At 69.6% G+C, this 14,872-nt stretch carries 13 protein-coding genes; 7 read left to right on the forward strand and 6 right to left on the reverse strand.

Annotated features, from left to right (window positions below):
• The first annotated feature begins 75 nt into the window (after window positions 1-75).
• Window positions 76-1,056: an endonuclease/exonuclease/phosphatase family protein gene (locus EDC82_RS04295; RefSeq protein WP_131940692.1), complete on the forward strand. Its 981-nt coding sequence runs from the start codon at window positions 76-78 to the stop codon at window positions 1,054-1,056.
• A 90-nt stretch (window positions 1,057-1,146) separates the two neighbouring features.
• Here the strand turns inward: EDC82_RS04295 and EDC82_RS04300 are convergent, their stop codons facing one another.
• Both EDC82_RS04300 and EDC82_RS04305 read right to left on the reverse strand, forming a co-directional pair.
• Window positions 1,147-3,732, reverse strand: a complete 2,586-nt coding sequence (locus EDC82_RS04300; protein WP_160126188.1) for an ATP-binding cassette domain-containing protein — start codon at window positions 3,730-3,732, stop codon at window positions 1,147-1,149.
• Window positions 3,733-3,823: 91 nt separating this feature from the next.
• Entirely contained in the window at window positions 3,824-4,747 is a 924-nt protein-coding gene (locus tag EDC82_RS04305; protein ID WP_074046231.1) for an FHA domain-containing protein, read from the reverse strand.
• 224 nt (window positions 4,748-4,971) lie between these two features.
• Between EDC82_RS04305 and EDC82_RS04310 the strand changes: the two genes are divergently transcribed.
• Window positions 4,972-6,429: an NAD(P)/FAD-dependent oxidoreductase gene (locus EDC82_RS04310; RefSeq protein WP_006945907.1), complete on the forward strand. Its 1,458-nt coding sequence runs from the start codon at window positions 4,972-4,974 to the stop codon at window positions 6,427-6,429.
• Between the two features lie 67 nt (window positions 6,430-6,496).
• Here the strand turns inward: EDC82_RS04310 and hisN are convergent, their stop codons facing one another.
• The 4 genes from hisN to EDC82_RS04330 all read right to left on the reverse strand — a co-directional run bounded on the left by hisN (window position 6,497) and on the right by EDC82_RS04330 (window position 10,485).
• Window positions 6,497-7,333, reverse strand: a complete 837-nt coding sequence (gene hisN, locus EDC82_RS04315; RefSeq protein WP_040014769.1) for a histidinol-phosphatase — start codon at window positions 7,331-7,333, stop codon at window positions 6,497-6,499.
• Window positions 7,334-7,422: 89 nt separating this feature from the next.
• On the reverse strand, window positions 7,423-8,502 hold the full coding sequence (gene rsgA, locus EDC82_RS04320) for a ribosome small subunit-dependent GTPase A (RefSeq protein WP_006945866.1): 1,080 nt from the start codon (window positions 8,500-8,502) through the stop codon (window positions 7,423-7,425).
• A 1-nt stretch (window position 8,503) separates the two neighbouring features.
• Window positions 8,504-9,964 (reverse strand): 3-phosphoshikimate 1-carboxyvinyltransferase, encoded by a 1,461-nt coding sequence (gene aroA / locus EDC82_RS04325; protein ID WP_231729431.1) that lies wholly within the window; start codon window positions 9,962-9,964, stop codon window positions 8,504-8,506.
• Complete coding sequence (locus tag EDC82_RS04330) at window positions 9,961-10,485, reverse strand: DoxX family membrane protein (protein ID WP_062257114.1); 525 nt, start codon at window positions 10,483-10,485, stop codon at window positions 9,961-9,963. The genes aroA and EDC82_RS04330 overlap by 4 nt, the downstream gene beginning before the upstream one ends.
• Window positions 10,486-10,927: 442 nt before the next feature.
• On the opposite strand from EDC82_RS04330, the gene EDC82_RS04335 reads away from it, so the two are divergent.
• The 5 genes from EDC82_RS04335 to rsrA all read left to right on the forward strand — a co-directional run bounded on the left by EDC82_RS04335 (window position 10,928) and on the right by rsrA (window position 14,867).
• Complete coding sequence (locus tag EDC82_RS04335; RefSeq protein ID WP_131940696.1) at window positions 10,928-11,920, forward strand: hypothetical protein; 993 nt, start codon at window positions 10,928-10,930, stop codon at window positions 11,918-11,920.
• A 160-nt stretch (window positions 11,921-12,080) separates the two neighbouring features.
• The gene (locus EDC82_RS04340; RefSeq protein ID WP_062257118.1) at window positions 12,081-12,926 is read left to right on the forward strand and encodes an SOS response-associated peptidase; all 846 of its coding nucleotides are present in this window, start codon (window positions 12,081-12,083) and stop codon (window positions 12,924-12,926) included.
• Window positions 12,923-13,693, forward strand: coding sequence for an alpha/beta family hydrolase (locus EDC82_RS04345; protein ID WP_062257120.1), 771 nt, complete (start codon window positions 12,923-12,925; stop codon window positions 13,691-13,693). Before EDC82_RS04340 ends, EDC82_RS04345 begins: the two co-directional genes overlap by 4 nt.
• A 104-nt stretch (window positions 13,694-13,797) precedes the next feature.
• Complete coding sequence (locus EDC82_RS04350) at window positions 13,798-14,616, forward strand: sigma-70 family RNA polymerase sigma factor (RefSeq protein WP_235006109.1); 819 nt, start codon at window positions 13,798-13,800, stop codon at window positions 14,614-14,616.
• The gene (gene rsrA / locus EDC82_RS04355) at window positions 14,613-14,867 is read left to right on the forward strand and encodes a mycothiol system anti-sigma-R factor (protein WP_062257123.1); all 255 of its coding nucleotides are present in this window, start codon (window positions 14,613-14,615) and stop codon (window positions 14,865-14,867) included. The genes EDC82_RS04350 and rsrA overlap by 4 nt, the downstream gene beginning before the upstream one ends.
• Window positions 14,868-14,872 lie beyond the last annotated feature (5 nt).

The raw sequence follows: 14,872 nt of genomic DNA on the forward strand, positions 1-14,872 counted from the left end.
GGCTCGAGCTGGCCAAGGGCACGATTCGGGCGAAGCGCCGTCGAGGATCGGTCGGGAAGCAAGTCGAAACGCTGGGTGACGAGGCCCGCAGGCCGCGTTCGTCGCGTGCTCGGTGTCGTCATCGCGCTCGCGTGCCTGCTCACTGCCGCGCTGTGCGCTCTCATGTGGTGCGACGTGCTCATCGGTAACGTCGTGCCCGTTCTGCAGGCGCTCACGCCGGTCTGGGTGCTGATCGCCGCGGTGATGCTCGTCGCGGCGGTGCTCGTACGCCGGCGCGCGGCGCTCCTCGCGGCGCTTCCCATGCTCGTCGCCGCAACGGCGGCAGGCGTGGCACTCGCGCAGCATCCGAGCCCGCCGTCGTCGGTGCAGCATGCTGCCGGCCAGCGGCACCTGCGTGTCCTCGCGCTCAACCTCGAGTTCGGAGGCGCTGACGCAGGCGCCGTCGCCGCTGAGGTCGCCCGGGTGCGCCCGGACGTCGTCGTCATGCCCGAGACAACGGCCGTGAAGCTGCGCCTGCTCGACGCCGCGGGTCTGGGTGGGCGGCTGCCGTACCGCGCCTCGGGGCTCGTCGACGACGGCTCACGCGGCACGGCCGTCCTGTCGCGCTACCCGCTGCACACGCTTGACGACGGCCGCCACCTCGGCCCCTACGATCTGCAGATGCCGATCGTGACGGTCGCAGCACCCGGCGCCGATGTCACCGTGCACGGCGTGCACACCTACCCGCCGCTGCAGGACGGCGCGAACCACTGGCGCCCGCAGCTCGAGGCGCTGGGACGCTGGCAACGCGGCGAGAACGCGCCGCACCTCGTCATGGCGGGCGATTTCAACGCCTCGACGGCGCACCCGGCGTTCCGGCATCTCGCGGATGGACTCATCGACGCCTTTCCCGCCCAGCATGGCAACTGGCCGCCGACGTGGCCGCAGGACGCCGTCGTGCCGCCGTTCGCCCAGATCGACCACATCCTCACGCGTGGTTTCGTGCCCGTCGATGCGGGCACCTTCACCGTCCCCGGCACTGATCATGCCGGCGTGTGGAGCGACCTGCGCTACTGACGGAACACTCCCTGACGAACATCGCTCGGAAACGCGTCGTGGCTGACGCGTTTCCGGGCGATGTTCGAGGACTCGTGAGCCCGGCGGGCCTCACATGCTCTTGCGGCGGCGCGAGCTCCACCAGGCGATGGTCGTGCCGACCACGAAGATGGCGATCAGCGCGGCCGCGGCGATGAGCCAGTGGTCGGTGTCCCGCACCCAGAACGGATCCCACGAGCGGGAACGGCCGGGGATCGTCATGCTCGTCTTGACGTCGGCGGTCTGGGCACCCATGGCCAGGCCCCAGCGGCTCGGGAAGATGCTGCCGAGGCCGCGCATGAGCTGGCTGTCGAGATCGAACAGCCCACCCGAGAAGACCAGCGCGCCCATGATGACGATGACGAGCATCGGCATGACCTGCTCGTTCGTCTTCGCGAAGCTCGACAACGCGAGGCCGATCGCGACAGCCGCGAGCCCCGTCAGGAAGGCGAGGACGAACGTCTCGAGCGTCGTGTTGGCGAGCGCGACGGGGGCGGTCGGCGCGCCCTTGCCCGCGATGACGAGCAGGACGAGGATGGCGCACTGCACCGCGACGAGCAGCCCGTACGTGACGACCTTGCTGCCGATGTAGGCGAAGGGTGACAGTCCGACGGCCTTCTCCCGCAAGAAGATCGGGCGCTCGGCGACGAGTTCGCGGATGGTGGCGGCCAACCCCATGAAGACCGATCCCATGACGATGAGCGTCATGATCTGGGTTCCTTCAGCCCGCAGCGTCACCTTGCCGGGGTCGCCCCCGTTGGCGATGAGTTCCTGCTCGAAGAAGACCGTCTTCAGCCCGTGCGTGCCCGGTACGAGCATCGCCAGGCCCGCGAGGGCGATGGGGAGCAGCAGCATGAAGGCGACGAAGCCGCGGTCGGCCGCGATGACCCTGAACTGGCGTCGGATGAGCGTCGACAGCTGACGAAAGATCGACTGCTGACGCGGTGGCACGTCCCGCTGCGACGACGCGGACGGGCGCGGCGCGCTCAGGGGAGCGGACACCTGGCTGTCCATCATCGCCGAGGAGCGGAACACGTCCTGCGAGCGCTGCGGGTCGTCGGTGACGGTGTTGAACACATCGGCGTGATCGCTCGCCGAGAAGTAGGGCAGCATCTCGTCGGGCGGGCCGAAGTAGGCGACCCGTCCGCCCGGTGCGAGCATGAGCACCCGGTCGCACACGCCGAGGCTCGCGACGTTGTGCGTGATGACGACGACGGTGCGGCCGCCGTCGGCGAGGCCGCGCAGCGTCAGCATGACGCGCTTGTCGAGGCCCGGGTCGAGGCCGGAGGTCGGTTCGTCGAGGAAGAGCAGCGACGGGCGCGTCAGCAGCTCGAGGGCAACGGATGTGCGTTTGCGTTGGCCACCGGACAGGCGTGAGACCTGGGTGGTGGCGTGCTCCGTCAGCCCCAGTTCGTCGATGACCTCCTCGACGCGGGCCTCGCGCGACTCACGATCGAGGTCGGCGGGGAAGCGCAGCTCGGCCGCGTACCGCAGGGCCTGACGGACCGTCAGCTCGGGGTGGACGACGTCGTCCTGCGGGACGACGCCGATACGGTGGCGCAGATCCTCGTAGTTGTCGTAGAGGTCTCGTCCGTCGTAGTAGACCTCGCCCTCGGTAGCCTTCTGGGCACCGATGAGGGCCTTGAGCAGCGTCGACTTGCCCGCACCCGAGGGGCCGATGACGGCGACGAGGCTCGATCCTTCGAGGCCGAAACTGACGTCGTCGAGCAGCTTCTTGCCGTCGGGCAGCGAGAACGACAGGTGGTTGGCGACGAAGGTGACGTCACCTTCGTCCTCGCTCGCGACGAGACGCCCGTTCTTCAACGTGAATCGGGTGTGGCCGACGGCGAGCAGGTCGTCCTCGCGCAAGGTGCCGCGGGTGATGCGCGCACCGTTGATGTAGGTGCCGTTGCTGCTGCCGAGATCCTCGACGGCGAAGCTGTCGCCCTGCGGCACGAGGCGGGCGTGACGCCGGCTCGCGAGCAGGTCGCGCACGACGATCTCGTTCTCGGTGCCGCGACCGATGGTGATGGTGCCCGACGGCAGGGCCATGGCCTGCGGGACGGCGCCCTGGACGGTCAGGCGGCCGGTGGGTTCGGGCTCGAGCTGCCCGGTCCATCCCTGGAACACGTCGCCGCTCGCACGTCGCTCGGCGGGGGCCTGCGGGGGGCGGGGCAGCCGGATCGGGCCGGTCTTCAGGCTCGAACCGGTCGTGGCGTCGGGCGTGGGCGCAGCGCTCGAAGCGCCGCTGCTGCGACGCGGCATCGGCACGGAGATCGAGGTTGCCTCAGGCGGGGCCTGTGACGGGCTCGCGCCGTTCGGGTCGACACTGCGCGCGACCTGCTCACCTGCTGGGGTGGAACTTCGCGAGAACTGGACTCGCGTCCCACGGGGCCCGCCGAGTCGGACGTCCTCACCACCGCGCAGATCGCGGTAACCGTGCACGCGCTGGCCGTCGACCCAGGTGCCGTTCGAGCTGTCGAGGTCACGCACCTGCCACCCCTCGCCCTGCGCGCTCACCTGAGCGTGGCGTCGTGAGACGTCGACGTCGACGATCGTGATGTCGCAGTCGCGGCCGCGGCCGATCGTCGCGCTCTCACCTGGTTGCAACCGCACGACGTGCCCGTCGACCTGCACCGTCAGTTCTTGTATTCCCACGCTTCCCTCCCGGAGCGTTCCAGCGCCCACGGGCGCTGCTGTGGTCGATGTCCAGGTTGGATCGCGGCCGGTCCGGACGGGTGTTCGCGGCTCAGACCGAGACGAGCCAGCCGTCGCGCACCTCGAAGGTGGAGGCGCCGATGCCGATGCGGTCGCCTTCGTGCAGCAATGTCTGCTCGACGCGGCGCCCGTTGACGAACGTGCCGTTGCGCGACCCGAGATCGCGCAGCAGCAGACCCTCATCCTCCGCCGTGATGACGACGTGTCGGCGCGAGACGAGCATGTCGTCGAGCACGATGCTGTTGCTGCGGCTGCGGCCGATCGTCAGCGAGTCCTCCGGCAGATCGTCGTTCTGGCCGACGACCTGAGGCGGCGCCGACTCGTACCCGCTCGAGGAGTACCCGTTCGACGGGGGAGCCGACGCATAGCCCCCAGACGGAGGTGCGGACGGGTAACCACCCGACGGAGGTGCCGACGGGTAGCCGTTCGACGGGCTCGTCGCCTGCGCGTCGGCTGCCGGCGCGGGCACGGCTCCGACGGGTGAGGCGCCACCGCGGGGTGCCTGGTCGGCGTCGCCGTCGGCCTGGTCGTGGCGCGGCGACTCGGATGCACCGTCAGCGGGGTCGGAGCCCACCGCGTGAGGCGCCGAGGGCGCCGCGTGCTGACCTGCATCGCCGGGCGCAGGCCGCCCGGCGGGCTGCTGTTCGCCTGCCCACCCCACGGGCGTGGCGGCGGGCTGGGCGTCGTTCCACGGGTTGCCGAGCTGCCCGGGAGCGGCCGGGCCGACGCCCTGCTCGTCGGCCGAGCTCGCGTCCGTCTGTCGCGCATCCCTCTGCTGCGGCGTGGCCGGGGCATCGCCCGACGAGCGTCCGCCGGCGGCAGCCGGAGCGTCAGCCTGGCCGGCGGGCGCGTCGAGCTGAGCATCTGGTCGCGGCCCGGCCCACGCCGGCTGCGCGGTGCCCGTGGCGGGCGCGTTCCACTGGATGGGGTACGGCTCGCGGCCTCGTTCGCTCATCGTCCACTCCGTTCGCGGCGCGGGGCGCCGTCCCGTCCTACGTCGATCCGTCGTTGTCATCCGGGTGTCGGCCCGCCGATGTCGGTGGTCGGGCGCGCCCGTGTCATGGGGCAGCCTACCGGCCGCGACACACCCATGGGTGGGCGTCGGGAATGAGTAAGCTGGGGGCAGCGTCCAAGCGTGATCGGGCCAGGCGACACGCACGCGAGATCTGCGAGGAATCCATGGGTATTGCACACAAGAGCGCCACGCGCCACCGCGTCGTCATCATCGGCTCCGGCTTCGGCGGTCTGTTCGCCGCGACCCAGTTCAAGGACGAGGACGTCGACGTCGTCCTCATCTCCTCGACGACGCATCACCTGTTCCAGCCGCTGCTGTACCAGGTCGCGACCGGCATCCTCAGCGAGGGCGTCATCGCCCCGAGCACGCGCGAGGTGCTCAAGAAGGTCAAGAACGTCGAGGTATTCCAGGGGACGGTCAGCGACATCGACGTCCAGAACAAGCGCGTCTTCGCGCAACTGCTGGACTCGACCCAGACGTACGACTACGACTCGCTCATCGTCGCGGCCGGCGCGGGGCAGTCGTACTTCGGCAATGACCACTTCGCCGAGTTCGCGCCCGGCATGAAGAGCATCGACGACGCGCTCGAGCTGCGAGGTCGCATCTTCGGTGCCTTCGAGACAGCGGAAGTGGCCGCGGCCGCCGGCGAGTGGGACGACGTGCGCACGCTGCTGACGTTCGTCGTCGTCGGGGCCGGCCCGACGGGCGTCGAGATGGCCGGGCAGATCAGCGAACTCGCCAACCGCACCCTCGCCGAGGACTTCCGCCACATCAACCCCAAGGACGCGCGCATCGTCCTCGTCGATGCGGCGCCGCAGGTGCTGCCACCGTTCGGCAAGAACCTCGGCGAGAAGGCGAAGAAGCAGCTCGAGAGCATGGGCGTCGAGGTGCTGCTCGGGCAGATGGTGACGAATGTCGACGCCACGGGCATCGAGATGAAGACGCAGGACGGCACCGTCACCCGCATCGACTCCGCGTGCAAGGTGTGGGCCGCAGGCGTCGCCGCGAGCCCGCTCGGCAAGCTGCTCGGTGACAAGACGGGCGCCGAGGTCGACCGCGCCGGGCGCATCTCCGTGCAGCCCGACCTGACGCTGCCCGGCCACCCGGAGATCTTCGTCGTCGGCGACATGATGAGCCTCGACAAGCTGCCCGGCGTCGCGCAGGTGGCGATCCAGGGCGGAAAGTTCGCGGCCAAGTCGATCCTCGCGGGCGTCAAGGGTGAGCCGGCCCCGGCGAAGTTCAAGTACTTCGACAAGGGCTCGATGGCGACGATCTCCCGTTTTTCGGCCGTGACGAAGGTGGGCCGCCTCGAGACGGAGGGGTTCATCGCGTGGCTCATGTGGCTCGGCGTTCACCTCGTCTACATCATCGGCTTCAAGTCGCGCCTGTCGACGATGCTGAGCTGGGCCGTCGCGTTCGCGAGCGACAGCCGCGACGAGCGCACCACCACGGAGCAGCAGGTCCACGCGCGTCTCGCGATCGCCGAACTCGGGGAGAAGTACCACCCGAGCGTCGACGTGCCCGGCCTGCTCGAGCTGTCGAAGGGCAGCGCGCAGCTCGAAGCCGTTGACGGTGCGGACGCGCCGGCGCTCGAGAAGCAGTCTGAGACGCCGAAGGCCTGATTCCGGTCGCACGAATCCGTGCGATGCGCGACGGCGCCCCGCTCACGCGAGCGGGGCGCCGTCGTCGTCACTCGCCCGGGATGAGGGACGGCGCGGGGGAGTCGTCGCCGAGACGAGCGAGCACCTCGTCGTGGAGCAGGCCGTTCGTCGAGACGCCGTTGCCGCTCCAGCAGCCGGGGCGTCCGTCGAGGCCGGTGAAGCGGCCGCCCGCCTCGGTGACGATGGGCACGAGCGCCGCCATGTCGTAGTCCTCGAGCTCCGGTTCGGGCGCGATGTCGACGCTTCCCTGCGCGACGAGCATGTGCGAGAAGAAGTCGCCGTAGGCGCGTGAACGCCAGCATTCCTTCGACAGGCGGAACAGGTCCATGTCCTTGCCACGTTCGGCCCAGCCGTTGAACGAGGAATAGCTGAGAGAGGCGTCCGCCAGCCTGTCGACCTTCGAGACGCTGATCGACGTCGCGCTCGTGAGGCTGCGTCCGGTCCACGCGCCGGTGCCCTGCGCGGCCCACCAGCGGCGGTGCAGTGCGGGTGCGGCGACGAGACCGACGACGGGCGTGCCCGCGTCGACGAGGGCGATGAGGGTCGCCCAGACGGGCACACCGCGCACGTAGTTCTTCGTCCCGTCGATGGGGTCGATGATCCACAGCCGATCGGCGTCGCCGCTCGTGCCGAATTCCTCACCCTTGATGGCGTCGCGCGGGCGCGCGCGCTTGAGGTTCTCGCGGATGACGCGTTCGGCCTCGCGGTCGGCCTCCGTCACGGGGGTGAGGTCGGGTTTCGACTCGACCTGCAGGTCGGCGGCGCCGAAGCGCGACATCGTGATCTCTTCGACCGAGTCGGCGAGGACGTGGGCCAGGCGCAGGTCGTCGTGGTACGGGCTGGGGTCGCGCAGGGTGTCGCTCATTGCGCCCACGCTACCGGCTCGCCGGCACCGCGAGCACGCGGTGGCGGGGTAGGCGAGTGAGTGCTCACTCGTCTACCCCGCGGTCGGGTTCAGCGTCGCTCGAGGTGCTCGTCCTTGTCGGGCACGTGGCGCGAGCGCAGCAGACGACGCAACGACGCCAGGCGCGCCGGGCCCGTCGTGCCGGCGTGACCCGCGGCGACGTAGGCGTCGAGCGCGCAGTCTGCCTCGTCGTGCGAGCAGCCGCGTGGGCATTCGGCAGTGCCGGGGGCGAGCTCAGGGAAGTGGTCGACGATCGTCGTCGGGTCGATGTGTGCGAGGCCGAACGAACGAATGCCGGGGGTGTCGATGATCCAGCCGCCCTCCGGCCCGGGAAGTTCGAGGGCGATCGCCGACGTCGAGGTGTGGCGCCCGCGTCCCGTCACGTCGTTGACGTGGCCGGTCGTGCGCGCGGCATCCGGAACGAGGGCGTTGACGAGTGTCGACTTGCCGACGCCGGAGTGCCCGACGAGGACGCTGACACGCCCGGCGAGGCGGGCGCGCAGGTCGTCGAGACCGTCGAGGTCACGGGCGACACGACCACCGGACGCGATCAGCTCGTCCCGTTGGGCGTCGCTCAGCTCGTGCGCCGACGTGACGCTGTGCGGCACGTCGAGGTCGGCGTAGTTCGCGAGGAACGGCGCCGGGTCGCCAAGGTCGGCCTTCGTCAGCGCGAGCAGCGGGTCGAGCCCCGCGTCGTAGGCGGCGACGAGGCAGCGGTCGATGAGGCCGGTCCGCGGCTCGGGGTTCGCGACCGCCGTCACCATGACGAGCTGGTCGGCGTTCGCGACGATGACGCGCTCGTACGGGTCGGTGTCGTCGGCGGTGCGGCGCAGCACGCTCGAGCGTTCCTCGACGCGCACGATGCGCGCGAGCGAGCCCTCGTGACCGCTCGTGTCGCCGACGAGCGCAACACGGTCACCGACGACGATGGGCGTGCGCGTCAGCTCGCGGGCGCGCATCGCCGTGATCTGCCGTCCGTCGAGCAGGACCGACCAGCGGCCGCGGTCGACACCCGTCACCATGCCGATGACGGCGTCGGCGTGCTTGGGGCGATCCTTCGTGCGGGGCCGAGATCCCTTGCGGTTGGGGCGCACGCGCACGTCGGACTCACTCCAGTTGCGACTCGCCATCTCAGACCGTCCGCTGCAGCGCCGGCTCGTGCGCCGCACTCGTGCCGTCGAGCAGCGCCTCCCACCGCCGGTCGAAGTGCGGCAGCGTCTTGGCGGTCGTGCCGACGTTCTCGACGACGATGCCGTCAACGACGAGCCCGACGACCGCAGCCGCCATCGCCATGCGGTGATCGTCGTACGTGTGGAACAGCCCGCCGTGCAGCACTTCTCGCGGCACCGGGGTGATGACAAGACCGTCCTCGGTCTCGTGCACCTGCGCCCCGATCGCCGTGAACTCGCGCGAGAGCGCCGCGAGTCGATCGGTCTCGTGGCCGCGGATGTGGGCGACGCCGCGGATGCGGCTGCCACCGTCGGCGAGCGCGCACAGGGCGACGACGACGGGCGTCAGCTCGGACGCTTCGGTGAGGTCGACGTCGATGCCCCGCAGACGACCGCTTTCGGGGCCGCGCACACGCAGACCGTCACGATCGAGCGTCACCTTGCAGCCCATGCGCTCGAGAACGCCACGGATGTGATCGCCCGGCTGCGTCGTGAACGTCGGCCAGTCGGCCATGAACACCTCGCCACCCGTGACGGCGGCCGCCGCGAGGAAGGGGGCAGCGTTCGACAGGTCGGGCTCGACCATGACGTCGAGCGCGCGGATGTCGCTGGGTTCGACGCTCCACGCGTAGCTGCCGCGCCCGTCGGCGTCGACGTCGTCACCGACCTCGATGACGACGCCCGCGTCACGCAGCACCTCGACCGTCATGTCGATGTGGGGGATGCTCGGCAGCGTTGCGCCGGTGTGGACGATCGTCACGCCCTCGTCGAAGCGCGCGCCGGAGAGCAGCAGTGCGGAGACGAACTGCGAACTCGTCGAGGCGTTGACCTCGACGCGCCCGCCCGTGACGGCTCCGGTGCCGTGGACGGTGAACGGCAGTGCGCGGCGGCTGTCGTCGTCGATGCGGACGCCGAGGTCGGCGAGGGCCTGCAGGACAGGACCCATGGGGCGATTGCGGGCGTGCTCGTCGCCGTCGAAGGCGACCGGCCCGTCCGCGAGGGCGGCGACCGGCGGGAGGAAGCGCATGACGGTGCCGGCGAGGCCGCAGTCGACCTGTGCGGGGCCCCGAAAGGGTGCAGGAGTGACGTGCCAGTCGTCGCCCTCGGGGGAGTCTCCGGGCACGTCCTCGACCTGGACGCCCATCGCGCGCAGTGCTTGCGCCATGAGGAGGGTGTCGCGCGAGCGCAACGGCGCCCGCAGGAGAGAGTCGTCGTCGGCGAGGGCGGCGAGGACGAGGTAGCGGTTCGTCAGGGACTTCGAGCCGGGGACGCTGAACGCGCCGACGACCGGCCGGTCCGCGCGAGGTGCGGGCCAGTCGCTCGTCGGGTTCGCGGAAGCGGCGCTCGTCGCGGCGGTGGTCGTCATGTCGGAGTTCTTCATGTCGAGGCCCGCTGCGCGAGCGCTCGTACTGCCGGAGGTCATGAGGGCAGCTTGCTCCCGGCGACGGCGGCCATGAGCTTGGCCTCGCGACGAGCCGTCTTCGCGGCGCGCTTGGCCTCACGGCGCGTGACGTCGACGCCGTGCGAGGTACGCCAGGCGAGGCCCGGCTTGCCCGCGGTGTCGGCGGCGGCGAGCAGCACGCCACCGACGATGGCAGCAGTGCGGAAGAAGTTGGACTGCTTGCGTGCCTTCACCTCCGGGTCCTTCTCGGCCCAGAACGCCTCGTGCATGTAGGCGTTCGCGCCGACCGTCGGGGCGAGCAGAGCCGCGGACAGGCGCGGGAACTTGCCGAGCGCGAGGGCGGTGCCGGCGGCACCCATGAGCGCGCCCTGGCCCTTGACGATCATCTCGGGGTCGTTCGGCACCTTGCTGCCGCTCTCGCGGCTGACGAACTCGACGAACGGCGCGGCCTCGGCGGCCTGCGACTTCGTGTTGGTGAACGCCTTGGCCGCCTCGTTGAGGAAGTAGCTGGCGAGCGCGGTACGCGCGATGCGACGGATCATGGTTCCTCCTCCTGTGAAGGTCGGCGTCGATCGTCGACGCCTTGGCCTCCCACGTTAGTCGGCGCCACCGACAACATGCGAGCCCTGTACTGCCACCGGCCGCCCGGCTGCGGACTCACTCCAACGCTGTGGGGCAGTGGGCGCGGTCCATCCTGGCCGATCCGTGGGCGAACTCGCAGATGGAGTTGCCCGATCGGCCCCCGCAGAGCCGCGTGGGGGCCGACTAACATGATGTCTCGTCGTGGACGCGACCGTCCTCGCATCCAGGGGCAGGGAGATGCACACGATGGCAAGACTTCGAACCGTCACCATCGATGACAGGGACCCCTTCGGAGAATGGGACCTGACAGAAGAGTCTCTCCGAACCGCTTATGTCGCGGCCGGTCACGTCACGAAGGCCTTGGGCGCGCTTGCCACTCCTCTCACCGGCCGGAGGGCGTACATGGCTGCCGACCTGACGGGTTCTGATCGGGCGATGAAGGCCGGGCTGAGTGACATGACCCTGTCGACCGAGCCATCGGCCCCGTCCTACTTGAGCCAGATGATCGACGCCATCAAGGGGATGGCCTTCGAGGACACGACGGAGTTCGAAAGGATTCTCGCGGGAGTCGATCAACGTTCCTTCCGTAGGGAGCTCCCCGTCAGGAAGAGCCGGGCGATCCGCGAGGCAAAGCTGATTCATACCATCGTCGTGGATAGCGGAGTGGGATACACCCTGGCCGTGAGTCACGCGAATGGCCGTTCCCTCTACGTCGTTCCTCATGACGAGGCTTCCCCCACCATCGCCATGGGGATCGCACGCTCCATCTACGTCGACGATTCAGGTCCGTCGTTCGAAGTGAGGGGGAAGTTCAAGCCGGCACCGTCTTTCGACACTGCGGGGAGGCGTTGTGTGATTCCGGATGCTTTCTTCTTGACGAATCACGTGAGCCGAGCCGCTTCACGTCGGTGCGATGCGCATGACCGCAGCGGCGCCACGCTCGTGGGGGGTGCAGCGCGCGTCAATGATGCGGTCCGGGCGATGAACCCAGCGCACCCGCGCTTCGCGGCGCGTTTCACGCACCCCATCTACGACGACCCCGCAGATGAATGGTCTCCGTTCGGCAGTGACGGGGCCGCCGGTGTGCTTGCGGAGTGGGAGAGCCGTCGGGACGAGCTGACGTCCTCCACGCGCTTGCGAGAGATGTACGACACGGACGAAGAATGGCGGGAGTCGGCCGCCGCGATCGGCACGTCGCCCCTCGATGCAGTTGACGAAGCGACCTGGGTGGTGGCGAGAGCATTCACGCTGCTGCGTCTGACCGGCCAGATCGACGAGGGCGGCAAGGTCGCTGCTCTGCGTGGTCTTGATCGATTTCTGCTCGAGACGGACGGTGCAGACGAATACCTCCAGCAAAAGCGTGACCTGCAGTCGTGGCGCAGCGGGCGCGCCTGAGACCCGGGCGTGCCAGACGGGCAGGGGCAGCGCCGGGGGCCCGAAAGCCGGTTGCGCTCGGTGAAGTGATGGAGGCACGACGGGCGGCGAATGGTCGCTTTCTTCACCGGAGCCGGGCAAGACTGGGTGAGACGACGACCTCTCCTCTTAGGCTTGGCCCATGTGCGGCAGATACGCAGCCAGTGCGAGCACGGGTGAGTTGGTCGAGGAGTTCGAGGTCGACGTCGACGCGACGGGCGAGCAGACGCGGTCGCTGCTCGCGTCGCCGCAGAACCCGCCTGTCGGTGAGCCCGACTACAACATGGCGCCGACGAAGCAGGCGCCCGTCGTCCTGACCCGTCCCGAGCGGCTCGACGACGGCTCGCGCGGCGAGGCGAAGCGTCAGCTGCGTCACCTCACGTGGGGGCTCGTGCCCTCGTGGTCGAAGGACACCAAGGGTGGCGTGCGCATGATCAACGCGCGCGCTGAGACGTTGCTCGAGAAACCGTCGTTCGCGAAGGCCGCCCGCGTGCGTCGCTGCCTCGTGCCCGCGTCGGGTTGGTACGAGTGGCAGCTGTCACCGACGGCGCTCGACGCCAAGGGCAAACCGCGCAAGCAGCCGTTCTACATGCGCCGCGTCGACGGCACGGACGTCGCATTCGCCGGCCTCTACGAGTTTTGGTGCGATCGTTCGCTGCCCGACGGCGACCCGGCCGCGTGGCTGACGACGTTCGCCATCATCACGACGAGCGCGGGGCAGGGCCTCGACCGCATCCACGATCGCCAGCCCCTCGCGCTCGAACGCGAGCAATGGGCCGAGTGGCTCGACCCGACGCTGACCGACGACGCCGACGTCGCGACGTTCCTCACGCCCGGCGATTCGAGCCCCTTCGAGGCCTACCCCGTCTCACGCGCGGTGAGTTCGAACCGGACGAACGGCCCAGGCCTCATCGAACCCGCGCCCGAATCCGACCTCGTGGGCGTCGTCGACCCCGCGACCGGCGAGATCATCGGGGCCGAGAAGTGACCGCCGAACCACGTCCCTCCCGGTCTGTCGCGCCGGAACGAGCGCACCGCGTTCTTGACATCGAGACGGACGCCGGGTCGGCACGCGCCTACGTCATCGATCCCGTCGGTGGTCGCGCGAACACGGAGGTGAAGAACTCCGAGTCCTCGAGTACCGAGTCTGCGAACGCTGAGACTGCGGCGGTCACGACGACCGGCAAACACCAGCCCGTCGGAACACTCGTCCTCGGACACGGCGCCGGCAAGGGCACGAACACGCCCGACCTGTGGGGCTTGCTCCACCTCGCCGATGACGGGTGGCGTGTCGTCCTCGTCGACCAGCCCTGGGTGCTCGCGGGCCGCAAGATCGCCACGCCCCCGAAGACCCTCGACGAGGGTTGGCGCGCCGTCGTGAGTCACTTGCGCGAGGCGGGCGAGATCACGGGCCGCTTCGTGCAGGGTGGTCGTTCGGCCGGTGCCCGCGTCGCGTGCCGCACCGCCGTCGAGACGGGCGCTGACGCCGTCGTCGCGCTGGCTTTTCCGCTCGCGCCGCCGGGCAAGGCGGACGACCCGTCGAAATGGCGCACGGACGAGGCGCAAGCCGTGCTCGATGCGGTCGTTCCCCTGCTCGTCGTGCAAGGCGCCACGGACACCTTCGGCGGCCCCGACGCGATCCGCGCCGCGCTGCCCGGCGCCGACGTCGCCGCCGTCGCGGGCCCGCACGGATTCAGCAAGCAGCCGCAGGATGTCGTCGACGCCGTGCGCAGGTGGCTGGCCGCCGCGTCCTGACTCATATCGAGTGCGGGGCGGGGAATAGCGCAGCCCACTCATCGTGTTGACGACGGCGAATCAGAAAGCCCACGAGGGCCATTCGAACGTCGAAAGTGAGCACGATGCTGGTAGCACCCGTGGTTCCGGTCGAACCGTCCGCGCTGAGCCTCACCACCGGTTTCGGTGGCGCGGGCACGCGCGCGTCTCGTGTCGCGCCGCACCCCGCGCTAGGGTTGAGCGCGATGACAGACAACACGACGGTCGACGCCCTCGGCGCGCCGCAGCCAGACGGCGGCGCGGCGCCACGCAGCGTCACCGATTCCAAGGATTTCGACCCGAGTACCGAGACCCCGGCCGAGCGGGCCGCGCGCTTCGAGCGTGACGCGATGCCGTACCTCGATCAGCTCTACAGCGCCGCCCTGCGCACGACGCGCAACCCGAGCGACGCCGAGGATCTCGTGCAGGAGACGTTCGCGAAGGCGTTCGCAGCCTTCCACCAGTACAAGCCGGGCACGAACCTCAAGGCGTGGCTGTACCGCATCCAGACGAACACGTACATCAACTCTTACCGCAAGAAGCAGCGTCAGCCGCTCGAGTCCGACGCCGCCGAGGTGGAGGACTACCAGCTCGCGCGGGCCGAGGCGCACTCGTCGACGGGGTTGAAGTCGGCCGAGAACGAAGCGCTCGATCACCTGCCCGACAGCGACATCAAGAAGGCGCTGCAGGCCTTGCCGGAGGACTTCCGTCTCGCGGTGTACTACGCCGACGTCGAGGGTTTCCCCTACAAGGAGATCGCCAAGATCATGGACACGCCGATCGGCACCGTGATGTCGCGCCTGCACCGCGGACGCAAGCTGCTGCGTGAACAACTCGAGGACTACGCGCGTGGGCGCGGCTTCTTCAAGGGTGAGGCGGACACCGCGAAGGGGGCGAAGAAATGAGCGACAAGTGCCCCGAGTACGTCGATCGTCTCTACGCCTACATCGACGGTGAGCTGACGGCCGAGCAGTACGAGGAGATCAAGGCTCACCTGCTCGACTGCCCCCCGTGTTTGACGGAGTACGAGCGCGACATGCTGCTCAAGAAGCTCATCAAGCGCGCTTGCGCCTGTGAGCAGGCGCCGGAGCAACTGCGCTCGTCGATCCTCACGCGCATCACCTACGAGCGCACCGAGGTGGGCTACGAGGCCTGACGCCG

The sequence above is a fragment of the Dermacoccus sp. SAI-028 genome, assembly GCF_004346775.1.
GTDB lineage: Bacteria > Actinomycetota > Actinomycetes > Actinomycetales > Dermatophilaceae > Dermacoccus > Dermacoccus nishinomiyaensis.

Excerpts from the sequence above, each read along its gene's own strand:
- EDC82_RS04335 (WP_131940696.1), top strand. The coding sequence starts at position 10,928 with ATGGCTGCCGACCTGACGGGTTCTGATCGGGCGATGAAGGCCGGGCTG.
- aroA (WP_231729431.1), bottom strand. The coding sequence starts at position 9,964 with ATGACCTCCGGCAGTACGAGCGCTCGCGCAGCGGGCCTCGACATGAAG.
- EDC82_RS04330 (WP_062257114.1), bottom strand. The coding sequence starts at position 10,485 with ATGATCCGTCGCATCGCGCGTACCGCGCTCGCCAGCTACTTCCTCAAC.
- hisN (WP_040014769.1), bottom strand. The coding sequence starts at position 7,333 with ATGAGCGACACCCTGCGCGACCCCAGCCCGTACCACGACGACCTGCGC.
- EDC82_RS04350 (WP_235006109.1), top strand. The coding sequence starts at position 13,798 with ATGCTGGTAGCACCCGTGGTTCCGGTCGAACCGTCCGCGCTGAGCCTC.
- EDC82_RS04310 (WP_006945907.1), top strand. The coding sequence starts at position 4,972 with ATGGGTATTGCACACAAGAGCGCCACGCGCCACCGCGTCGTCATCATC.
- EDC82_RS04340 (WP_062257118.1), top strand. The coding sequence starts at position 12,081 with ATGTGCGGCAGATACGCAGCCAGTGCGAGCACGGGTGAGTTGGTCGAG.
- rsgA (WP_006945866.1), bottom strand. The coding sequence starts at position 8,502 with ATGGCGAGTCGCAACTGGAGTGAGTCCGACGTGCGCGTGCGCCCCAAC.
- EDC82_RS04305 (WP_074046231.1), bottom strand. The coding sequence starts at position 4,747 with ATGAGCGAACGAGGCCGCGAGCCGTACCCCATCCAGTGGAACGCGCCC.
- rsrA (WP_062257123.1), top strand. The coding sequence starts at position 14,613 with ATGAGCGACAAGTGCCCCGAGTACGTCGATCGTCTCTACGCCTACATC.